Source organism: Pseudomonas gregormendelii, assembly GCF_017114825.1.
GTDB classification, from domain to species: Bacteria; Pseudomonadota; Gammaproteobacteria; order Pseudomonadales; family Pseudomonadaceae; genus Aquipseudomonas; species Aquipseudomonas gregormendelii.
Genome location: NZ_JADEVO010000018.1, coordinates 38,432 through 59,444, shown reverse-complemented (window position 1 = coordinate 59,444; position 21,013 = coordinate 38,432). Strand labels below are relative to the sequence as shown.

At 61.1% G+C, this 21,013-nt stretch carries 18 protein-coding genes; 13 read left to right on the top strand and 5 right to left on the bottom strand.

Going from position 1 to position 21,013, the window contains the following annotated elements; genetic code table 11:
• The 9 genes from algG to IMW75_RS14325 all read left to right on the top strand — a co-directional run bounded on the left by algG (window position 1) and on the right by IMW75_RS14325 (window position 10,893).
• A complete protein-coding gene (algG, locus tag IMW75_RS14365; RefSeq protein ID WP_205892992.1) occupies window positions 1-1,575 on the top strand; it encodes a mannuronan 5-epimerase AlgG in 1,575 nt (524 codons plus the stop codon).
• A 10-nt stretch (window positions 1,576-1,585) separates the two neighbouring features.
• On the top strand, window positions 1,586-3,034 hold the full coding sequence (locus IMW75_RS14360) for an alginate O-acetyltransferase (RefSeq protein ID WP_205892991.1): 1,449 nt from the start codon (window positions 1,586-1,588) through the stop codon (window positions 3,032-3,034).
• An 11-nt stretch (window positions 3,035-3,045) separates the two neighbouring features.
• A complete protein-coding gene (locus IMW75_RS14355) occupies window positions 3,046-4,176 on the top strand; it encodes a mannuronate-specific alginate lyase (protein WP_045061378.1) in 1,131 nt (376 codons plus the stop codon).
• A 125-nt stretch (window positions 4,177-4,301) separates the two neighbouring features.
• The gene (locus tag IMW75_RS14350; RefSeq protein WP_205892990.1) at window positions 4,302-5,867 is read left to right on the top strand and encodes an MBOAT family O-acyltransferase; all 1,566 of its coding nucleotides are present in this window, start codon (window positions 4,302-4,304) and stop codon (window positions 5,865-5,867) included.
• An 11-nt stretch (window positions 5,868-5,878) separates the two neighbouring features.
• Complete coding sequence (locus IMW75_RS14345; RefSeq protein ID WP_045061380.1) at window positions 5,879-7,054, top strand: alginate O-acetyltransferase; 1,176 nt, start codon at window positions 5,879-5,881, stop codon at window positions 7,052-7,054.
• A 17-nt stretch (window positions 7,055-7,071) separates the two neighbouring features.
• The gene (locus IMW75_RS14340) at window positions 7,072-7,728 is read left to right on the top strand and encodes an alginate O-acetyltransferase AlgF (protein WP_045061381.1); all 657 of its coding nucleotides are present in this window, start codon (window positions 7,072-7,074) and stop codon (window positions 7,726-7,728) included.
• Between the two features lie 146 nt (window positions 7,729-7,874).
• Window positions 7,875-9,326 (top strand): mannose-1-phosphate guanylyltransferase/mannose-6-phosphate isomerase, encoded by a 1,452-nt coding sequence (locus IMW75_RS14335; RefSeq protein ID WP_045061382.1) that lies wholly within the window; start codon window positions 7,875-7,877, stop codon window positions 9,324-9,326.
• Between the two features lie 244 nt (window positions 9,327-9,570).
• Window positions 9,571-10,035 carry a multidrug transporter gene (locus IMW75_RS14330; protein WP_205892989.1) on the top strand — a complete coding sequence of 155 codons (465 nt, stop codon included), beginning with the start codon at window positions 9,571-9,573 and terminating at the stop codon, window positions 10,033-10,035.
• A gap of 33 nt (window positions 10,036-10,068) precedes the next feature.
• Window positions 10,069-10,893 carry an SDR family oxidoreductase gene (locus tag IMW75_RS14325; protein ID WP_205892988.1) on the top strand — a complete coding sequence of 275 codons (825 nt, stop codon included), beginning with the start codon at window positions 10,069-10,071 and terminating at the stop codon, window positions 10,891-10,893.
• A gap of 178 nt (window positions 10,894-11,071) precedes the next feature.
• Here IMW75_RS14325 and IMW75_RS14320 read toward each other — a convergent pair whose 3' ends face one another.
• Window positions 11,072-11,953 carry a LysR family transcriptional regulator gene (locus IMW75_RS14320; protein WP_205892987.1) on the bottom strand — a complete coding sequence of 294 codons (882 nt, stop codon included), beginning with the start codon at window positions 11,951-11,953 and terminating at the stop codon, window positions 11,072-11,074.
• Between the two features lie 110 nt (window positions 11,954-12,063).
• Here IMW75_RS14320 and IMW75_RS14315 point away from each other — a divergent pair, with 110 nt between their 5' ends.
• The gene (locus tag IMW75_RS14315) at window positions 12,064-13,284 is read left to right on the top strand and encodes an MFS transporter (protein ID WP_205892986.1); all 1,221 of its coding nucleotides are present in this window, start codon (window positions 12,064-12,066) and stop codon (window positions 13,282-13,284) included.
• Window positions 13,281-13,679 (top strand): DUF4440 domain-containing protein, encoded by a 399-nt coding sequence (locus tag IMW75_RS14310; protein WP_205892985.1) that lies wholly within the window; start codon window positions 13,281-13,283, stop codon window positions 13,677-13,679. Before IMW75_RS14315 ends, IMW75_RS14310 begins: the two co-directional genes overlap by 4 nt.
• A 58-nt stretch (window positions 13,680-13,737) precedes the next feature.
• On the opposite strand, the gene IMW75_RS14305 is transcribed toward IMW75_RS14310, so the two are convergent.
• The 4 genes from IMW75_RS14305 to IMW75_RS14290 all read right to left on the bottom strand — a co-directional run bounded on the left by IMW75_RS14305 (window position 13,738) and on the right by IMW75_RS14290 (window position 18,682).
• The gene (locus tag IMW75_RS14305) at window positions 13,738-14,595 is read right to left on the bottom strand and encodes an efflux RND transporter periplasmic adaptor subunit (RefSeq protein ID WP_045061385.1); all 858 of its coding nucleotides are present in this window, start codon (window positions 14,593-14,595) and stop codon (window positions 13,738-13,740) included.
• Between the two features lie 24 nt (window positions 14,596-14,619).
• Window positions 14,620-14,820: a DUF1656 domain-containing protein gene (locus IMW75_RS14300; protein ID WP_205892984.1), complete on the bottom strand. Its 201-nt coding sequence runs from the start codon at window positions 14,818-14,820 to the stop codon at window positions 14,620-14,622.
• Window positions 14,810-17,002 (bottom strand): FUSC family protein, encoded by a 2,193-nt coding sequence (locus tag IMW75_RS14295; protein WP_045061387.1) that lies wholly within the window; start codon window positions 17,000-17,002, stop codon window positions 14,810-14,812. The genes IMW75_RS14300 and IMW75_RS14295 overlap by 11 nt, the downstream gene beginning before the upstream one ends.
• Window positions 17,003-17,170: 168 nt before the next feature.
• A complete protein-coding gene (locus IMW75_RS14290) occupies window positions 17,171-18,682 on the bottom strand; it encodes an efflux transporter outer membrane subunit (RefSeq protein ID WP_205892983.1) in 1,512 nt (503 codons plus the stop codon).
• Between the two features lie 259 nt (window positions 18,683-18,941).
• Between IMW75_RS14290 and IMW75_RS14285 the strand changes: the two genes are divergently transcribed.
• The gene (locus IMW75_RS14285; RefSeq protein WP_045061389.1) at window positions 18,942-19,910 is read left to right on the top strand and encodes a LysR family transcriptional regulator; all 969 of its coding nucleotides are present in this window, start codon (window positions 18,942-18,944) and stop codon (window positions 19,908-19,910) included.
• Window positions 19,911-19,986: 76 nt separating this feature from the next.
• Complete coding sequence (locus IMW75_RS14280) at window positions 19,987-20,961, top strand: 2-hydroxyacid dehydrogenase (RefSeq protein ID WP_045061390.1); 975 nt, start codon at window positions 19,987-19,989, stop codon at window positions 20,959-20,961.
• Window positions 20,962-21,013 lie beyond the last annotated feature (52 nt).

Here is a 21,013-nt window from a genome sequence, read left to right as displayed (position 1 = left end):
ATGAACAATCCGAAGCGAGGTTCAATCACCTTGCTGGCCGGCGCGATGCTGCTGGCAAGCGCGGCCGCCTTCGCCAACGTGGAGCCGGCGAGCAAGCCGGTGACCATGGGCAAGGAACTGCAACAGGCCAAAACCTACACCGTTACCAGTGCGCCGACTGCGCCGCTGGAGCTGGCAAAACCCAAGCTGCCGGACACCTCCGGCTACACCGCCGAAGCCATTGCCGCCAAGATCGTTCGCACCAAGGCCGGCAAAGTCAGCGTGCGCCGGATGATGCAGGAAAACGCCCTGAAGGATTTCATCGGCGGCGATAACAAGATGGCCGAATGGGTAGTGCGCCAGCACGGCATCCCCCAGGCGATCTTCATCGACGACGGCTACATGAACCTCAAGGACCTGGCGAAGAAGCTGCCCAAGCAGTACTTCAGCGAAACCTCGCCGGGGGTTTACCTGGCGAAGTTGCCGATCGTGGTCGGTGAAAAAGGCATCCTCGAAATCGACCAGCAGACCCAGGAACTGCGCCTGTCCCAGGAGGCCGGCTCGTTCCTGGTCAACGACGGCCAGCTGTTCGTGCGTGATACCAAAATCACCGGCTGGCGCGAGAAGGAAAATGGCCCGGCGACCTTCAAGTCGCCCAAGGAATTCCGTCCGTTCCTGTTGTCCTGGGGCGGCACCGAGACCTACATCGCCAACAGCAAGCTCGCCAGTTTCGGCTACGCCAACAGCAAGTCCTACGGCGTGAGTATTTCCCAATACACGCCGAACATGGCCAAGGTGCTCAAGCGCGCCGAACCGACCGGCTGGATCGTCGGCTCCGAGTTCTCGGACATGTGGTACGGCTTCTACTGCTACGAAACCGAAGGCTTCGTGGTCAAGGGCAATACCTACAAGGACAACATCGTCTACGGCATTGACCCGCATGACCGCTCCCACGGCCTGATCATCGCCGACAACACCGTGTACGGAACCAAGAAGAAGCACGGGATCATCATTTCCCGTGAGGTCAACGACAGCTTCATCTTCAACAACCGCAGCTACGACAACAAGCTGTCGGGCCTGGTGATCGACCGGAACAGCGTCAACAACCTGGTCGCCTACAACGAGATCTACAAGAACCACACCGACGGCATCACCCTCTACGAGAGTGCCGACAACCTGCTGTATGGCAACAAGGTGATCAGCAACCGTCGCCACGGCATCCGCATTCGTAACAGCGTGAACGTCCGCCTCTACGAAAACCTGGCCATGGCCAACGGCCTGACCGGCGTGTACGGCCACATCAAGGACCTGAGCGATACCGACCGCGACATCAAGCTCGACCCGTTCGACGCCCAGGTCTCGCTGATCATCGTTGGCGGCGAACTGGCCGGCAACGGCAGCGGCCCGCTGTCCATCGACTCGCCCTTGAGCGTCGAGTTGTATCGCGTATCGATGCTCGCCCCGACCAAATCCAGCGGCATCAGCTTCAACGGGATTCTTGGCGAACGCCAGGATGAAATTCTCGACCTGCTGGTACGCCAGCAGAAAGCCGTGCTGATCGACCCTGTCGAACGCCAGACCGAACTGCAGGACTGAGGATAATTTTATGCACCCACACTTGATCAAATTACTCAGCCTGTCGGGCCTGACCCTGGGGATTCTCGCTGCCAGCAACGGTGTGCGCGCCGACGAGCTCAAGGCGCCGGATTTTACTGCCGAACCTTGCTGCAACCTGTGCCCCGAAGCCCATGACGCGAAGAACTACACCACGCGTTACCAGCAGAACTTCACCACGCTGGTGCAGGCCCAGGGCGACTGGCTGTTCCGTACGCAGGAAGACTTGCGCACCGAGTTCGACACCACGCCAGCCGGCTACAAGCGCATGCAGCAACTGCACGATGCGTTCAAGAGTAAAGGCGTCGAGCTGGTGGTCGTGTACCAGCCCACCCGTGGCCTGGTGAACCGCAACAAGCTCAATCCGCAGGATAAAGCCCAGTTCGATTTCGACAAGGCGCTGAAAAACTACAAGACCATGCTCGGGCGTTTCGCGCAGATGGGCTACGTAGTGCCGGATCTGTCGCCGCTGACCAACGAATCGCTGCCCGACACCCTGCCCGCCCACGATTTCTACTTCCGCGGCGACCAGCACTGGACCCCGTATGGCGCCCAGCGCACGGCGAAAATCGTGGCCGAGAAGGTCAAGCAGATTCCTGCCTTTGCCGACATTCCCAAGCGTGAATTCGAGACCCATAAGTCGGGTCGCATGGGCAAGACCGGAACATTACACAATATGGCCGGTCAACTCTGCGGCACCAGTTACGCCATCCAGTACATGGATCAATTCACCACGGAACCCAAAGGCGAAGCCGCCGATGGCGATCTGTTCAGCGACTCCGGCAATCCGGAGATCACCCTGGTCGGTACCAGTCACAGTGGCAAGAACTACAACTTCGCCGGTTTCCTTCAAGAGGCCATCGGCGCTGACATCCTCAACGTAGCGTTCCCTGGCGGTGGCCTGGAAGGTTCGATGCTGCAGTACCTGGGCAGCGAAGAATTCCAGACCAAGCCACCGAAGATCCTGATCTGGGAATTCTCGCCGCTCTATCGCCTCGATCAGGAAACCATCTACCGCCAGATGATGGCGCTGCTGGATAACGGTTGCGAAGGCAAGGAAGCACAGATGACCGGCAGCACTACATTGAAGCCGGGCAAGAACGAATTGATGGTCAACAGCAAGAACCTGAACCTGCAAAACAGCAGCCACCAGGTTGACATCCGGTTCGCCGATCCATCGGTGAAAACTCTGCAAGCCACCCTCTGGTACATGAACGGTCGCCACGAGGACATCAAGATCGACAAACCGGAAACATCCGACACCGACGGGCGTTTCGCCTTCGAGTTGCGCACGGACGAAGACTGGGCCTCGCAGAATTTGCTGGCCGTCGAAGTTCAGGGCCCTGAAGCAGGTGCCGCGCCGCAGAAAGTCGAAGCGAAAATCTGCAAACGCAACGTGTTCCCTGGCGCTGGGCAGCGTACCGCTCAAGCCGGGCAATGAGGTTACCTCTTATGACATGCATGCAATCGCGAACGTTGAAGAAGTTGCTCGCACCTTCTCTGCTGACGCTGGCGATGTTCGCCGGCGCCACCCAGGCCGCCGCACCACTGCGGCCGCCCCAGGGTTACTTCGCGCCGATCGAGAAAGTGAAGACCGGCGACTTCAAGGATGGCTGTGATGCCATGCCGACGCCCTACACCGGCTCGCTGCAATTTCGCAGCAAGTACGAAGGCTCCGACAAGGCCCGTTCGACCCTGAACAAAGCATCGGAAAAAGCCTTCCGCGACACCACTGCAGATATCACCAAGATCGAGCGCGGCACCAGCAAGCGCGTGATGCAGTTCATGCGTGACGGTCGCCCGGAACAGCTCGAATGCACGCTCAACTGGTTGACCGCGTGGGCCAAGGCCGATGCGTTGATGTCCAAGGACTTCAACCACACCGGCAAGTCCATGCGCAAATGGGCGCTGGGCAGCATGGCGTCTTCGTACATCCACCTGAAATTCTCCGACTCGCATCCGCTGGCGAACCATCAGCAGGAGTCGCAGTTGATCGAGGCCTGGTTCAGCAAGATGGCTGATCAGGTGGTGAGCGACTGGGACAACCTGCCGCTGGAAAAAACCAACAACCACTCTTACTGGTCCGCCTGGTCGGTGATGGCAACTTCCATCGCCACCAACCGCCGCGACCTGTTCGACTGGGCCGTGAAGGAATACAAGGTCGGTGCCAATCAGGTCGATGCCGATGGCTTCCTGCCTAACGAAATGAAGCGTCAGCAACGCGCCCTCGCCTATCACAACTACGCCCTGCCGCCGCTGTCGATGATCGCCAGTTTTGCGCTGGTCAACGGTGTGGACGTGCGTCAGGAAAACAACGGCGCGCTCAAACGCCTGGGTGATCGAGTGCTCGCCGGGGTTGAAGACCCTGAGGCATTTGAGAAGAAGAACGGCAAGGAACAGGACATGACCGACCTCAAGGTCGACTCGAAATTCGCCTGGCTGGAACCGTTCTGCACGCTCTACACCTGCTCCCCTGATGTGCTTGAGAAGAAGCGCGAGATGCAACCGTTCAAGACGTTCCGGCTGGGGGGTGACCTGACCAGGGTCTACGACCCGGCCAGCGAAAAAGGCAAAGGCTCATAGAGCCGCACATAGCCCCGTAGGGTCAGTGTCGAGTTTGGGTTTTTTGGGTTAACCCCCCGGTTGTTCGTGGGGGGTTTGGGGGGGCCGTTGGCCCTTGAATGTTGGTTAAACACGGAGAGATCGGGATGGTATTTTCATCCAATGTGTTCCTGTTTCTGTTCTTGCCGATCTTTCTCGGCATGTACTATCTGAGCGGAATACGCTATCGCAACCTGCTGCTGCTGCTCGCCAGTTACGTGTTCTATGCCTGGTGGCGCGTGGACTTCCTTGCACTGTTCGCAGCCGTCACGCTGTGGAACTACTGGATCGGCCTCAAAGTCGGCGCCGCCGGCGTGCGTACCAAACCGGCACAGCGCTGGCTGCTGCTCGGCGTGGCTGTCGACCTGTGCATTCTGGGCTACTTCAAGTACGCCAACTTTGGCGTCGACAGCATCAACGCGATGATGAACTCGGTCGGCCTGTCGCCCTTCATCCTGACCCACGTGCTGCTGCCGATCGGTATCTCGTTCTACATCTTCGAGTCCATCAGCTACATCATCGACGTCTATCGCGGTGATACCCCGGCGACACGCAACCTGATCGACTTTGCCGCTTTCGTGGCGATCTTCCCGCACCTGATTGCCGGCCCGGTCCTGCGTTTTCGCGACCTCGCCGATCAGTTCAACAACCGCACCCACACCCTCGACAAGTTTTCCGAGGGCTGCACGCGGTTCATGCAGGGTTTCATCAAGAAAGTCTTCATCGCCGACACCCTGGCAGTGGTCGCCGACCACTGCTTTGCCTTGCAGAACCCGACCACCGGCGACGCCTGGCTCGGCGCCCTGGCCTACACCGCGCAACTGTATTTCGACTTCTCCGGCTACAGCGACATGGCCATCGGCCTGGGCTTGATGATGGGTTTCCGCTTCATGGAAAACTTCAAGCAGCCGTACATCAGCCAGTCGATCACCGAGTTCTGGCGGCGCTGGCACATCAGCCTGTCCACCTGGCTGCGTGACTACCTGTACATCACCCTGGGCGGTAACCGCAAAGGCACGCTGACGACCTATCGCAACCTGTTCCTGACCATGCTGCTCGGTGGTCTGTGGCACGGTGCGAACATCACCTACATCATCTGGGGTGCATGGCACGGCATGTGGCTGGCGATCGAAAAGGCCCTGGGCCTGAATACCTCGCCACGCAGCATCAACCCGATCCGCTGGGCCCTGACGTTCCTGCTGGTGGTCATGGGCTGGGTCATCTTCCGCTCGGAAAACCTGCACGTCGCCGGTCGCATGTACGGCGCGATGTTCAGCTTCGGCGAGTGGTCGCTGTCGGAACTCAACCAGGCCAGCCTCACCGGCCTGCAAGTGGCGACCCTGTTCGTGGCCTACGCCACCCTGGCGTTCTTCGGCATTCGTGATTTCTACAGCAACCTGCCGCCTGAAAAGTCCAAACCTGCGGTGGACGCTACGGCCGAAGGCCCAGCGACTGCCACCCCTGGAATGATCAAGGCCGTACCGGGCGACAACCCGGCCAGCATCCACGAACCGGGCTACACCGTTGGCGTTGAAGCCACCGTGCAACCGGCCTACTGGACCGCTGACTGGTCGCGTTACGTGATGCGCACCCTGGTACTGCTGCTGTTCATTGCCTCGATTTTCAAACTGTCGGCGCAAAGCTTCTCGCCGTTCCTTTACTTCCAGTTCTGAGGGATCTGACCATGACCCGCTCATTACGTCTGTTCTACATCGCCCTGTTCATGGTGATCCTGGTGGTCCTGGGGCTGTGGTCCACGCGCAGCTTCCTGGGCTTCAGCACCAACGCCGAAACCACGGTACTCAACGGGCGCTGGGCCAAAGCGGTCGAGACGCACTACGACGAAGAGTTCCCGATCAAGCGCCTGGGCACCAACCTGTGGGCTGCGCTGGACTTCAAACTGTTCAACGAAGGTCGTCCGGGCGTGGTGCTCGGTCGCGATCAATGGCTGTACAGCGATGAAGAGTTCAACCCGATCGTCAACGAAGAGTTGAACCTGCAAGGCAACTACGCGCTGGTCGAAGGCGTACGCCAGACCTTGAAAGACAAAGGCGTGAAACTGGTGATGGCGATCGTGCCGGCCAAGGCGCGCCTGTATCCGGAGCACCTGGGTGACGTGAAGCCTTCGAGCATTCACGGCAACCTGTACCAGGACTTCCATGCCCGCGTGGCAGCCAACAAGATCCTCGCCCCGGACCTGCTCGGCCCGTTCAACCAGGCCAAGCTCAGGGGTGAGCAAGTGTTCCTGCGCACCGACACTCACTGGACGCCGGAAGGCGCGCAAGTGGCTGCCGAAACCCTGGCCAAAACCATTACCGCCAAGTTCCCGCTGAGCGGCGAACCGCAACACTTCGTCACCCAGCCTGGGGAGAAAGTCACCCACAAAGGCGACCTGCGCCTGTTCCTGCCGCTGGACCCGCTGTTCGAAAACCTGATGCCGGCACAAGAGCCGTTGCAGAAGCGCAACACGGTCGCCACTGGCGAGCAGCCAGCCGGTGATGACGCCCTGTTCGCCAACACCGAAGTTCCCGTGGCGTTGATTGGCACCAGCTACAGCGCCAACCCGAACTGGAACTTCGTCGGCGCGCTGAAACAGGCGCTCAACAGCGACGTGGTCAATTACGCCGAAGACGGCCATGGCCCGATTCTGCCGATGCTCACCTACCTCAAAAGCGACGCTTTCAAGAACAGCCCGCCACAGGTGCTGATCTGGGAGTTTCCTGAACGTTATCTGCCTGTGAACAACGAAATCGGTGACGCCGACCCGCAGTGGGTCGCAGAGCTTAAACAAGCCGGCGCCCGCCAACAAAACGTAGCCGCAAACACTAAATCCGAGACGCCCGACCGGGCGCAAAACTGAAAGAGAGAGGTACTACCATGACTTTCACTACAACTCCTCGTCGTCTCGCCAAGACCTTTGCACTGGCCGCGACCTTCAGCGTCCTGTCGATGAACGCATTCGCCGGTGGCGACTCCGCGCTCTACGGCCCGACCGCACCGAAAGGCTCGAGCTTCGTGCGTGTCTACAACGCAGGTAATGCTGAAGTCAGCGCCACCGTCGGCAGCACCAACCTGGCCGAAGTCGCGCCGCTGTCCAGCACTGACTTCAGCTTCATGCCGGGCGGCGACTACAGCGCCAAGGTCGGCAGCCAGTCGCTGCCGGTAAAACTGGCCGGTGACCACTATTACACCCTGGTCAACAACGCCAGCGGCGCGCCGCAACTGATCGAAGAACCGCCGTTCAAGAACAAGCAGAAATCCCTGGTACGCGTGCAAAACCTGAGCGACAAGGCCCTGACCCTGAAAACGGCTGACGGCAAGACTGAAGTTGTGCCGTCCGTGGCGGCCAAGGGCCGTGGCGAGCGTGAAATCAACCCGGTCAAAGTCAGCCTGGCCCTGTACGACGGCGCCACCAAAGTCGGCGACGTGAAACCGGTTGCCCTGGAACGCGGTGAAGCCGCCGTGCTGTACGTCACCGGCAAAGGCAGCAGCCTGTCGCCAGTCTGGGTAAAACGCCCGGTTTCGACGCGCTAATCATTTTTTCGGAAGGCTGACACCCACCGGGGCCTTGAAACGGGCCCCTGTAGGAGCTGCGTCGACCTTCTGACACGGAACAAAAACAAGAGTGAAACGACACAGCGTTCGTAGCTCTAACCAAACGATTTTCAAGGAGTAACAACATGATTCCGGTGATCTTGTCAGGTGGTAGCGGCTCACGTCTTTGGCCGCTTTCGCGTAAGCAATTCCCCAAGCAGTTCCTTGCCCTGACCGGCGAGCACACGCTGTTCCAGCAAACCCTGGAACGCCTGGTGTTCGATGGCATGGACACCCCGATCGTGGTCTGCAACAAGGACCACCGCTTCATCGTCAACGAACAGCTCAGTGCCCGCAAGCTGGAGACCCAGCGCATCCTCATGGAGCCGTTCGGTCGCAACACCGCGCCTGCGGTAGCCTTGACCGCGATGATGCTGATCAACGAGGGTCGCGATGAGTTGATGCTGGTGCTGCCGGCCGACCACGTGCTCGAAGACCAGAAAGCCCTGCAGCGAGCCCTCGCCCTGGCGACAGTCGCTGCGGAAAACGGCGAAATGGTGCTGTTCGGCGTGCCGGCCACCAAACCGGAAACCGGCTACGGCTACATCAAGTCGACCAATGATTCGCTGCTGCCCGAAGGCGTCAGCCGCGTCTCGCAATTCGTCGAGAAACCGGACGTGAAACGCGCCACCGAGTTTGTCCAGTCCGGCGGTTATTTCTGGAACAGCGGCATGTTCCTGTTCCGCGCCAGCCGTTTCCTCGAAGAGCTGAAGAAGCACGATCCGGACATCTACGACACCTGCCTGCTGACCCTTGAGCGCAGCGAACAGGACGCGGACACCATCACCTTCGACGAAGCCACCTTCGCCTGCTGCCCGGACAATTCCATCGATTACTCGGTGATGGAAAAAACCCAACGCGCCTGCGTCGTGCCACTCACGGCCGGCTGGAGCGACGTCGGCTGCTGGTCGTCGCTGTGGGAGGTCAACGAGAAGGACGCCAACGGCAACGTCACCAAAGGCGACGTGGTGATCCAGGACAGCAAGAACTGCATGATCCACGGCAACGGCAAACTGGTGTCGGTGATCGGCCTGGAAAACATCGTGGTGGTCGAAACCAAGGACGCCATGATGATCGCGCACAAGGACTCGGTCCAGGGCGTGAAACAGATGGTCAATACCCTCAACGAGCAGGGTCGCAGCGAAACGCAGAACCACTGCGAGGTCTATCGCCCGTGGGGTTCCTACGACTCGGTGGACATGGGTGGACGCTTCCAGGTCAAGCACATCTCGGTCAAGCCGGGCGCGTGCCTGTCGCTGCAGATGCACCACCACCGCGCCGAACACTGGATTGTGGTCAGCGGCACGGCGGAAGTGACCTGCGACGACAACGTGTTCCTGCTGTGCGAGAACCAGTCGACCTACATTCCGATCGCTTCGGTTCACCGCTTGCGCAACCCGGGCAAGATTCCACTCGAGATCATCGAAGTGCAATCGGGCAGCTACCTGGGCGAAGACGATATCGAGCGGTTTGAAGATATCTACGGTCGCTCCACCCCGATCGAGCGTGGCGTGTCGGTGAAAACCATCGCGCAGTAAGCGTTCAGCAAAACAGGAAGCCCCCGCCCAGACCGCTACGAATCCCCATCCGCAGCGGGTTGGTCGGGGGCTTTTTTGTAATCCATCAAGATCAAAAGATCGCAGCCTTCGGCAGCTCCTACAGGGTGCGCGCCGCCATATAGGAGCTGCCGAAGGCTGCGATCTTTTGACTTTGGCACTGCCCATCGCCAACCTCCCCTGCGCTTAGGTAGGATGACGTCCTCTAACCCTGAGGTTTCGCGTCATGTTTATCGGCGTCCTGCTGGTCATTACCTGGCTGGTCCTGCTCCTGCGCTACCCCGCCAAAGCCTTGCCGGTGTCCCTGGCGGCCGCCGTTGGGCTGGGCCTCGTGGCCACCTGGGTCATCTGGATGGATCATCGCGAGCTCAAGCAACTCGAACGCCTCGAGCTACGTATCAGCTATGCACCAAAGAGCTGCCCCGCAGACCGGCCGTTGCACCTGACCATGAACAACGCCAACGACGTGCCGCTGACCGAACTGCGCTGGCGCGTCGGCGCCTATGCGCCGGGCGATACGGTCAACCTCGCCGACAACCAATACACCGCACCGCGCTACCGTGGCCCTGGCGAACTGCAGGCCGGTGGCAACTGGGAAGACTGTTTGCCCATGCCGCCGTTGCGTCCCGGTTATCGCCCGGAAACCCTCGAGTTTCGCGCCGAGCGTCTGCAAGGCAGTTTCTCCGACTGACCTCTCCATTTTCTCCTGCACAAGGACTGCGCCATGCCGATTGCGTTGATTACCGGTTGTTCCAGCGGCATTGGCCGCGCCCTGGCCGACGCCTTCAAGGCGGCCGGTTACGAAGTCTGGGCCAGTGCCCGCAAACCCGAAGACGTGGCCGCGTTGAGCGCTGCCGGCTTTACCGCCGTGCAGCTGGACGTCAACGACGCTGCGGCGCTGGAGGTATTGAGTGCACGGATCAACCAGGAGCGCGGCGGCCTCGATGTGCTGATCAACAACGCCGGGTATGGCGCCATGGGGCCGCTGCTCGATGGCGGTGTGGCGGCGATGCAGCGCCAGTTCGAAACCAATGTGTTCGCGATTGTCGGTGTCACCCGCGCAATGTTTCCGGTGCTGCGTCGCACCAAAGGCCTGGTGGTGAATATCGGCAGCGTATCCGGGGTGCTGGTGACACCATTCGCCGGCGCCTACTGTGCGTCGAAGGCCGCGGTACATGCCTTGAGCGATGCGCTGCGCATGGAACTGGCGCCGTTTGGTATCCGCGTCATGGAAGTTCAGCCGGGCGCCATCGAGTCCAGCTTCGCGAAGAATGCCGGCCATGAAGCCGAACAATTGATCACAGAGCAATCACCGTGGTGGCCGCTGCGTGAAGGCATTCGTGCGCGGGCCAAGGCCTCGCAAGACAACCCGACTTCGGCCACTGAATTTGCGGCGGGGTTGCTCAAGGCTGTGCAACAAAACAAACCACCGCGACTGCTGCGGTTGGGCAATGGCAGCCGGGCGTTGCCGTTGCTGGCGGGGTTGTTGCCCAAGGGATTGCTGGAGTCGGGGTTGATGAAGCGGTTCGGGTTGCGTGGGCAGCTCTGATACCGAGTCGACCTGCCTCGCACCGTATCTGATACCGAATCGACCTGCCTCGTACCGTAGGAGCTGCCGAAGGCTGCGATCTTTTGATCTTGCCTTGGCGGCACAACAGTCGCCGAAGAGCAAAAGATCGCAGCCTTCGGCAGCTCCTACAGTTCGGCACCCTTCACGATCCGCGACCTCACCGCCACTCCTTCATGAAATCAATAAACGCCCGCACCTTCAGCGGCAGATGCCGCGTATCCGGATACAGCGCATACACCCCCTGCTGGCTGAAGGCATGATCCGCCAGCAAGCGCACTAATCGTCCCGCCTGCAAATCCTCCTCAACCAGCCACTGCGGCAAAATCGCCACGCCCTGCCCGCTCATCGCCAACGCCCGCAGGGTGATCGAGTTGTCGGCGACGATCGTCGTCTTCCCCGGCGCTGGCTGATACAGGTGCTCGACTCCCTCAGGGTCCTTCACCGCCAGCTCCCCTACCCGCCCATGCCCCAGCGCCGGCCAATGCGCCAGCGCGGCCAGGGTCAATGCTGGGTCGAAGGCGTCGATCAGGGCCGGTGAAGCCACCGCAAAAATCTCGAAGGTGGACAACTGCACCGCGCGCAGATTGGAGTCGTGCATGCGCCCCAGCCGGATCGCCAGGTCGAAGCGCTCGGAGATCAGGTCGGCGTGGGTCGAGGACGTCGACAGGTGCACGTTCAACTGTGGATGCTGCGCGCGAAACACCTTCAACGCTGGCACCACTTGCGCCAGTGCAAACTCCACCGTGGTGGTAAGTCGCAAGGTGCCGCGCAGCTGCGTGTGCTCGGAGCGCGCATCCTCGACCGCCATGCGCGCCTCATCCAGGGTGCGCACGCAGCGTTGGTAAAAACGCTCTCCGGCGTCGGTCAGGGCGAGCTTGCGCGTGCTGCGGGTCAGCAGCGTGACCCCAAGCTCGGCCTCCAGACGCTTGAGATTGAAGCTGACCACTGCACGGGTCTGCCCCAGCAGATTCGCTGCGGCGGTCAATGATCCGGCTTCGACCACCGCCTTGAAGGTATCAAAACGGTCCAGGCTAACCATGCTTGTCAGTGCTTCTTGTCAAAATAATTTTGACAAACTAGCAGTCAAAACCGCGTTTCCCTAGGGCTTTAGCCGCCTTACCCTGCACGTCTCACTACAGGGAAGTCGCCATGGCTTATCGCTCGAAAGTTGCATTGGTGTATTTGTTGGGCTTTGCACTCGACCTGCTGAACATGTTCAGCGCCAGTATCGCCTACCCCGACATCGCCCGGGAGCTGCAGGCGTCTGTCAGCGAACTGGCGTGGATCAGCAACGCCTACATGCTGGGCCTGACACTGATTATTCCGTTGAGTGTGTGGCTCGCCGCAAAGGTCGGCGAGCGACGGCTGATTCTCGGTTCGCTGGCGTTGTTCGGCCTCGCCTCGTCACTGGTGGCTGGGGCGGATTCGATAGAAGCACTGATCGGCTGGCGCCTGCTCCAGGGCCTGGGCGGTGGCTTGCTGATTCCTGTCGGCCAGGCCATTGCCTTCCGGCACTGCCCCTTGCCTTTGCGCAGTCGCCTGACCGCCTGGGTATTGTCCGTAGCCCTGCTGGTGCCGGCGCTGTCCCCAGCAGCGGGCGGGTGGATCGTCGAGACGTTGTCCTGGCGCTGGGTGTTCCTTCTCAACCTGCCGCTGACGCTGTTGACCCTGCTGCTGGCGGCGCTGTGGCTACAGGCAGATGGCGTACCCGACGGCAAACAGCAGCGCGGCCCCCTGCTGGATTTGCAGTTGCTCAAGAGCCCGTCGCTGCGACTGGCCATGGGGGTGTACCTGTTCGTGCCCGGCGTATTCATCGGCACCAGCCTGATCGCGGTGCTGTACCTGCACCTGCTTGGCTTCGCCACCACACGAATCGGCGCCCTGATGTTGCCCTGGGCCTTGGGCTCGGCGGTGGCGATAGTCCTGGGCAAACGCGGGTTCAATCGCTTTGGCCCAAGGCCGTTGCTGATCGCCGGCATGCTCATGCAAAGCCTGGGCATCGCGTCGCTGGTGCTGATTGATCAATCGCAAGTCTGGCTGCCGATCGCCGCCTACGCCCTGATGGGCCTGGGCGGCAGTTTTTGCAGCAGCAGCGCGCAGACCCTGGCATTTCTCGAAGTGCATCCACAGCGTATGAACCATGCCAGCGCTTTGTGGAACATCAATCGTCAGCTGAGCTTTTGCCTCGGCACGGCGGTGTTGAGCGCGTTGCTGGGTGCCCTGGGTGCAGATTCACTTCGGGCTTTTGAGCACTGTTTCCTGGTCGCCGCCGTCCTGACATCGCTGCCCCTGATTGCCGTGCTGAGATTTAATGCCGCGCAGGTGCAAGCGCTGGCTCGTCCCTCTACCCTCAAGGAAACAACTGCATGAATGATTACCGCGAGTATTTTGATGAAGTCATTGAAGCTCATCGCCAGATCGAACAATGGTTTGCCGGCCCTCAGCCTCCTGCCGTAGTGGAAAACCTGCTGATGCGTTTTTCGCCGCAGTTTTCGATGATCACGCCGGCTGGCAGGTTCATGGATTTCGAGCAGTTGGGCGAGTTGTTCCGCAAGGCCGGCGGGGCCCGAATCGGGCTGCGCATTGAGCTTTGCGAGATGCACGGGATTGACCTGCATGAGCGCGGGGCGACCCTGAGCTATCGCGAGCTGCAGAACGATGCGACAGGGCTGCAGACGGATCGGCGTTCGACTGTGGTGTTTGAAAAGCTGGAATCAGGGCAGGTGGTTTGGCGGCATTTGCATGAGACCTTTTGCCCGGCCTGATTTCATAAACGACCGAACTCCCACAATGATCAGGTTTCTACCGGCAATACGTAGCGTTTCAGAGTCCGTTGTTGACGATCACCGTACAGGTAATCCCCGCCGCCAACAGCACCCCCTCCGGTACCTCGTCGATGTGAATCCGTACCGGCACCCGCTGGGCCAGACGTACCCAGTTGAAGGTCGGGTTCACATCGGCGATCAGCTCGCGGCTCTGCGGGTTGTCCCGATCGTAGATGCCGCGGGAAATACTCTCGACATGTCCCTTGAGCACTTCGCCGCTCATCAACTGCATGTCCGCCTTGTCGCCCACCCTTACGTGGGGCAGCTTGGTTTCTTCGAAGAAGCCGTAGACCCAGAACGAGTTCATATCCACCACGGCCATTTTTGCTTCGCCGATGCGCGCATAGTCGCCACGATGCACGTTGAGATTGGTGACATAACCGTCGACTGCAGCACGTACTTCGGTGCGCTTGAGATTCAGTTGCGCCGCTTCCAGTTGCGCCTGGGCGTGCTGGTAATCAGCCAGGGCCGAGTCGGCGATGTTGCTGGCGTCGTCGCGGTTCTCTTTGGAGATCACCAGCGCGTCCATGTCGGCGCGACGATGGGCGTTGACCTTGCGCATTTCCCAGGTCGACTTGCGTGAGGCCACCAGCGCCTGGGCCTGTTTGACCGCGATGCGGTAGTGCTCGGGATCGATCTGCATCAACAGATCGCCTTTGCGAACCAACTGGTTGTCGCGCACCGGCACATCCACCACTTCCCCGGTGACATCGGCGGCAACGTTGATGATGTCCGCGCGCACCCGGCCATCGCGCGTCCAGGGTGTGTCCATGTAATGCACCCACAGGGTCCGGCCGATCCATATTGCAAGCGCCAGCACCAGCAACGTGGCGAGCAGGCTGAAAAGCTTTTTCATCAAGGCATTCTCTAAGGCAGAGAGTCAGTGGTAGACAGTCAGCGCCAAGGCGCCAAACAGACAGGTAAACAGGCTCAGGCGCAGCAACGCCGGGTGCCAGAAAAAACGGTAGAGGTCGAACCCGGACAGGAACCGGTCCAGGGCCCAGGCCAACGCGACGGTGAGGAAGAACATCAGCGTCATGGTCGGCATGTACACGCCGTGGAAGGCAATTTCACGAGGCATGATCAAGTCCTTGGGGCCGGGTGGCGGCATACGCGGCCAATGGCGATTGCGGGTCCAGCAGCGAGGTGCGGATGAAGTGCAGGTAGCTCTTGACCCGACGTAGCGCCGAGGTATCAAAGTGCGGCGCGAAAGGTTCGTCGGTGGCCTGTACGCGACTGATGGCGTGGTCGACGGCGATCAGGCCGCGCTCCAGATTGCTCTGGCTCGGCTGCAGGAACAGGCGCACCAGGGAGCGACCCATCACGCGAATCGCCTGGCGCCACGGCTGGGACTCGGCATAGGCCGGATGCACCGGCAGGATCGCCTGCTCCTTGCGCAACTCGATGATCGCGTGGCCGACTTCCAGCACCACGAACATCCAGCGCAACAAGTCTCGTTGCACCTGAGGCTGACCCGCCGCGAGCCCGTAGGCCTGGTGCAGCAGGTCGCGGGTGCGGCTTTCGAAACTGGAGGCCAGGCCCTTGAGCTTGCCGCTGATGGCGAACACCACCTGGCCGCGCAGGTCCTGCTCCAGCCGGCGCCACAGCCAGCGGCTGTTGGGCGGTAAAATGATCGCCCCGGCGGCCGCGCACACCAGCATGCCCAACACCATGGCGATGTAGTCGTTGATGAAAGTGTAGGGGTTGTAGACCGTGAGGTTATCGGGGACAGATCCAGTGCTGAAGAAGATCAGCAGGCCCAGGCCCACACCGGCATATTGCGGCCGCGACGACAGGAACGAGCCCAGCACGATTACTGGCGCGAGCATCACGCACAGCAACGGGAAACCGTCGATCCAGGGGAAGATGAAAAACATCTCGATGAAACCGATCAGCGCGCCGAGGAGGGTCCCGCAGGCCATTTGAAACGCCATGCGCTTGGGGTTCGCAGTGGCAGCGGACAGGCCAATGGTCGCGGCGGCAATCAGGGTCATGGTCGCCCCGCTCGGCCAGGCCGTGGCCACCCAGTAACTGCCCAGCACCACCAGCACAAACGCCGCGCGAATGCCTGATGCGGCCGCCGCCAGCCAGTTGGTCTGCGGGGTGAACGGCTCGTCCCACTGCTCCCGCGCATGGCGGTGCTCGGCCAGCGAGGCGTGTGTCTGGGCGTACCCGTGCAGGTCGTCGACGAAGCGATACAGCAACTCGTACGCGGTATGAAAATCCAGCTGCTCGGAATCGCTCGGTTCACTCTCCTGGAATGTTGCCCGCAAGCTGCGCACCCGGGCTGGCAAATGCTCCTTGTAGGTCGCCAAAGCCAACGCCAGGCGTGCGGCATCGGGGCTGGTCAGGGCGCGACCGCTGAAGTTGTCGAGCAGTTCGGCCAGGTCCTGCAGGCCCGGGGTGATGGCCGCCACCACGTGATCGGTGCCACTGCTGCGCAGCCGTTCCAGCAACTGATGCAGGGCATTAAATCGGGTGGTGATGCCCATGAACTCGCTGTTCAGGCGATTGAGGCGGCCATTGCGCCGGCGCATGTGCGGGTCCTCGAATACGGTGACACTGCGCAGGCCTTCCAGGCCGACCGCTTCAGCAATAAACCGCACGTTGCTGGCTTCAAACGCGTCCCGCTGGCTGCGGCCGCGCAAGCCATCGGTGACGAACAGGGCAAACACGCCAAAACGTTGATACAAGGCATTGCGCATTGCCGCACTGGCGGTTTGCGGCAAGATCGCGGCGCTGACCAGGGTGGCGCAGAGAATCCCCAGGGAGATTTCCAGCACCCGCCAGACGGCCGCCATGAAGGCGCCGTCCGGATGGGCCAGCGCCGGCAGGCCGACCATCGCGGCGGTGTAGCCGGCCAGCACAAACCCGTACGCGCGAAAATTGCGGTAACGCGCCGCCCCCGCCGAACAGATGCCGACCCAGATCGCCAGCGAACCCAGGAACAGTTCGGTGTTCTGCCCGAACAGGGCAATCAGTGCGACCATCACCGCCGAACCCGTCAGCGTACCGAGGAAGCGATAGAAGCTCTTGGCGAACACCTGACCACTCTGCGGTTGCATGACGATAAACACGGTAATCATCGCCGTGCGCGGCTGCGGCAGTTCCAGGCGCATCGCCAGCCACAGGGTCAGGAAGGCGGCGAACAGCACTTTAAAGATGTAGACCCAGGTCACGCCATCGCTGCGCGCCCAGTCAAAAAAGCCCCGGCGCCATTCGAGGGAGTACAGCCAGCGCAGCGGTGCGGGCAAGGGTGTCATGGTGTCCTGCTCAATGAAATTTTGTCGGACGCAAGCCCTGCAGGCGACTTGGAACCTGTGGGCGCGAGCCTGCTCGCGATGGCGCTTTGTCAGGCAACACACTCATTGACTGATGCGCCCTCATCGCGAGCAGGCTCATTCCCACAGGGTCTGCCGCAGGTGTGGTGATCAATGGGAGAGGCTCCTGAGCAGGGCCGGGGTTTTCGGCGCCTGGGTCTGGCTGTCTTGCGGCACATCCGCGCCCGCCCCTAACCCGCCGCCCAGTGCTGTCACCAGCTCTGCGTGGGCACTCAGTCGCGCGGCCTGGACCTGCTGCTGCACTTGCTGCTGTTTGAACAGCAACGTCTGGGCATTGAGCACATTGAGGTAATCGGTGAGACCGCGCTGGTAGGCGATCATGGCGATGTCGTAGGTCTTCTGCGCGGCGGCCACGGACTCGGCGGCGAACGTCTGCTGCTTGTCCATGGACTCGCGGCGGATCAACTGGTCCGAGATGTTCTTCAGGGCGTTGACCAGGGTCTGGTTGTAGCGGGCCACGGCGATGTCATAGCCGGCCGATGCTTCACCCAACTGCGCCCGCAACCGACCGCCGTCGAAGATCGGCAACGAGAGCGCCGGACCGACGCTGTAGTTGAGTTTCTTGCCGGTCAGGAACTCCAGTGCCGCACCGCCAGTGGCCATGTAACCGAGGCTGCCGACCAGGTCGACGTTGGGGTAGAAACCCGCATGCGCGACATCGATGCCCCGCGCCTGCGCCGCCACTTGCCAGCGACTGGCAACCACGTCCGGCCGTTGCCCAAGCAACTGCGCCGGCAGCGCCGATGGCAGCTTCAACGCCGCCCCCAAGGACAAGGTCGGCCGCTGCAATTGCGCCCCGTTACCAGGCCCAAAACCTGCCAATGCCGCCAGCTGATTGCGGCTGAGGGCGATCTCCTCGTCCAGCGCGTCGAGTTGGCGATGGGTTTCGGGCAGCGGGGTTTCGGCCTGGCTGACTTCAAAGTGCGTACCGATGCCGGCGTCCAGGCGCTTTTGCGCCAGTTCAAGAATCTGCTGTTGCTGCTGCAGCGTCGCGGCCACGATGTCGCGCTGGGCGTAATGCAGCGACAATTCGATATAGGCGCGCACGACGTTGTTCTGCAATTCGAGCTGAGCCTGCCTGGCCTCGGCGGCGCTCATGTGCGCCAGGTCCACGGCGCGCTCGCTGGCATTGCGCTCGCGGCCCCAGAGGTCGAGGGCGTAGCTGAAGCCCAGCGCGGCGTTGTTGTCCCAGGTCGTGGTATCGGCCAGTTCGCCCGGCCCGTAAAACTGATCGGAAGGCCAGTTGTGGCGCTTGAGGGTCGACTCGGCGTTGATCTGCAGTGACTCGGCGGATTCGGCGATACCCGCCATGGCCCTGGCCTGACGTACCCGTGCGGCTGCGATGGCCAGGGTCGGGCTGCCCTGCAGGGCCAGGTCGATCCAGTGATTCAACTGAGGGTCGCGGTAGGCCTGCCACCATTGAGCGACAGGCCAGTTGGCGTCCTTTGCAGCGTGTTGGATAGCTTCGTCGGTGGCCAGGGCATTGGCCTGCAGTGCCTCGCCCTGCGGGGCGATGCCTGCGGTGCCGATGCAGCCGCTGATGACCAGGGAAAGGGCGAAAACACTGAACGTCTGAAGCGCTCTGCTGATGCGACGCGGCACTGCGGATATTCCTGAAATAAGGGAGATCCCCGTAGGAGCTGCCGCAGGCTGCGATCTTTTGATCTTGAATCTTAAGATCAAAAGATCGCAGCCTGCGGCAGCTGCAACCAGGGTGGGCGCAATTCTAGAGGCGGGTTTTGTTGGCGATAAGCTGGGATTCTTGTGAATCTTTGTTACCGTTAACGCGATAATCCCTTGGTCGGGGTCTCGGACTCTGAAACGTTGTGTCACAATTTGTCATTCGCCCAGAGAGCACCCCATGGACACTTTGCAAAACATGCGCGCCTTCAGTTACGTGGCCGAGGCTGGCAGCTTCACCGCCGCCGCCGTGCAACTCGACACCACGACGGCCAACGTCTCGCGCGCGGTCTCCAACCTGGAGGCCCACCTGCAAACCCGACTGCTCAACCGCACCACCCGCCGCATCGCGCTCACCGAGGCCGGTAAGCGCTACCTGCTGCGCTGCAAACAGATCCTTGCCTACGTCGAAGCAGCCGAGGCCGAAGCCAGCGACGCGCACGCCCGCCCTGCCGGCCAGCTCAAGGTGCACACCATGACCGGTATCGGTCAGCACTTCGTGATCGACGCCATCGCCCGCTACCGCAAAACCCACCCCGACGTGACCTTCGACCTGACCCTGGCCAACCGCGTGCCAGACCTGCTCGACGAGGGCTACGACGTGTCCATCGTGCTGGCCAGCGAATTGCCAGACTCCGGCTTCGTCTCGCAACGCCTGGGCATCACCTACAGCATCGTCTGCGCCTCGCCGGCCTATGTGAAAGCCAATGGCTGTGCGCACAAACCCAGCGACCTGCTGAACCACGCCTGCCTGCGCCTGGTGAGCCCGGTGATACCGCTTGAGAAATGGACGTTCGATGGCCCGGAGGGCCAGGAAATGGTCACCATCAATACCTCGCCGTTCCTGGTGAATTCAGCGGACGCCATGAAAACGGCAATCACCAGCGGCATGGGCGTGGGCGTTCTGCCGGTTTACGCGGCCATTGAAGGCCTGCGCAACGGCACGCTGGTGCGGGTAATGCCCAATTACCGCTCACAGGAACTGAACCTGTATGCGATCTATCCTTCGCGGCAATATCTGGACGCGAAGATCAAGACCTGGGTCGAGTACCTGCGTGGGTCGTTGCCGGAAATATTGGCGGCGCATCAGGCGGAATTGGCGGCTTATGAATTGAGCGGCAGCCTGGCCGGTGTCCGGCTGGCGAATTGACTGCCCAGGCTCGCCCGGTACCGGAAAAGAATGTTAGCGTGCTTGGCATTCTCACCGCCCGACGAGCCCTCCACCCATGAAAAAGACCGTACTCGCCTTTAGCCGCATCACGCCACAGATGATCGAAGACCTGAAGCAGGATTTCGACGTCATCGTGCCCAACCCGAAAAACGGCGATATCAACGCCCAATTCAATGAGGCCCTGCCCCACGCCCATGGCTTGATTGGTGTCGGACGCAAGCTCGGGCGTGCGCAGCTGGAGACCGCAGCCAAGCTGCAGGTGGTGTCCAGCGTCTCGGTGGGCTACGACAACTACGATGTGGCGTATTTCAACGAGCGCGGCATCATGCTCACCAATACCCCTGACGTCCTGACCGAGAGCACGGCGGACCTGGCGTTCGCCCTGATCATGAGCAGCGCCCGCCGGGTAGCTGAACTGGATGCCTGGACCAAGGCCGGCCAATGGCAGGCCAGCGTCGGCGCGGCGCTGTTCGGCAGCGATGTGCATGGCAAGACCCTGGGCATCGTCGGCATGGGCAATATCGGCGCCGCGATCGCTCGGCGCGGCCGCCTGGGCTTCAACATGCCAATTATCTACAGCGGCAACAGCCGCAAGAGCGACCTGGAACAGGAACTCGGCGCGCAATTTCGCAGCCTCGACCAGTTGCTGGCCGAAGCCGATTTCGTCTGCCTGGTGGTGCCGCTCAGCGAGAAGACCAAACACCTGATCAGCCATCGTGAACTGGGACTGATGAAGCCGGGCGCAATCCTGGTGAACATCTCGCGCGGGCCCGTGGTGGATGAACCGGCACTGATTGAAGCGCTGCAGAACAACCGCATTCGTGGCGCGGGCCTGGACGTCTACGAGAAAGAGCCGCTGAGCGAGTCGCCGTTGTTCCAGTTGAAGAACGCCGTCACCCTGCCGCATATCGGCTCGGCCACCCATGAAACCCGTGAAGCGATGGCCAATCGCGCCATTATTAACCTGCGCAGCGCCCTGCAGGGCGAACGCCCACAAGACCTGGTCAATCCGCAGACCTGGAAAGGCTGATTGTGACCTGGCACGCCTTCACCGGCGTGCCATGTATCTGACAGCAGTGAAA

What these genes read in the sequence shown, in the direction of transcription:
- IMW75_RS14305 (WP_045061385.1), bottom strand. Translation starts at nt 14,595, where the DNA reads ATGAAAAAGCTTTTCAGCCTGCTCGCCACGTTGCTGGTGCTGGCGCTT.
- IMW75_RS14280 (WP_045061390.1), top strand. Translation starts at nt 19,987, where the DNA reads ATGAAAAAGACCGTACTCGCCTTTAGCCGCATCACGCCACAGATGATC.
- IMW75_RS14320 (WP_205892987.1), bottom strand. Translation starts at nt 11,953, where the DNA reads ATGGTTAGCCTGGACCGTTTTGATACCTTCAAGGCGGTGGTCGAAGCC.
- IMW75_RS14315 (WP_205892986.1), top strand. Translation starts at nt 12,064, where the DNA reads ATGGCTTATCGCTCGAAAGTTGCATTGGTGTATTTGTTGGGCTTTGCA.
- IMW75_RS14300 (WP_205892984.1), bottom strand. Translation starts at nt 14,820, where the DNA reads ATGCCTCGTGAAATTGCCTTCCACGGCGTGTACATGCCGACCATGACG.
- IMW75_RS14330 (WP_205892989.1), top strand. Translation starts at nt 9,571, where the DNA reads ATGTTTATCGGCGTCCTGCTGGTCATTACCTGGCTGGTCCTGCTCCTG.
- IMW75_RS14335 (WP_045061382.1), top strand. Translation starts at nt 7,875, where the DNA reads ATGATTCCGGTGATCTTGTCAGGTGGTAGCGGCTCACGTCTTTGGCCG.
- IMW75_RS14285 (WP_045061389.1), top strand. Translation starts at nt 18,942, where the DNA reads ATGGACACTTTGCAAAACATGCGCGCCTTCAGTTACGTGGCCGAGGCT.
- IMW75_RS14355 (WP_045061378.1), top strand. Translation starts at nt 3,046, where the DNA reads ATGACATGCATGCAATCGCGAACGTTGAAGAAGTTGCTCGCACCTTCT.
- IMW75_RS14325 (WP_205892988.1), top strand. Translation starts at nt 10,069, where the DNA reads ATGCCGATTGCGTTGATTACCGGTTGTTCCAGCGGCATTGGCCGCGCC.
- IMW75_RS14360 (WP_205892991.1), top strand. Translation starts at nt 1,586, where the DNA reads ATGCACCCACACTTGATCAAATTACTCAGCCTGTCGGGCCTGACCCTG.
- IMW75_RS14350 (WP_205892990.1), top strand. Translation starts at nt 4,302, where the DNA reads ATGGTATTTTCATCCAATGTGTTCCTGTTTCTGTTCTTGCCGATCTTT.
- IMW75_RS14310 (WP_205892985.1), top strand. Translation starts at nt 13,281, where the DNA reads ATGAATGATTACCGCGAGTATTTTGATGAAGTCATTGAAGCTCATCGC.
- IMW75_RS14295 (WP_045061387.1), bottom strand. Translation starts at nt 17,002, where the DNA reads ATGACACCCTTGCCCGCACCGCTGCGCTGGCTGTACTCCCTCGAATGG.
- algG (WP_205892992.1), top strand. Translation starts at nt 1, where the DNA reads ATGAACAATCCGAAGCGAGGTTCAATCACCTTGCTGGCCGGCGCGATG.
- IMW75_RS14345 (WP_045061380.1), top strand. Translation starts at nt 5,879, where the DNA reads ATGACCCGCTCATTACGTCTGTTCTACATCGCCCTGTTCATGGTGATC.
- IMW75_RS14340 (WP_045061381.1), top strand. Translation starts at nt 7,072, where the DNA reads ATGACTTTCACTACAACTCCTCGTCGTCTCGCCAAGACCTTTGCACTG.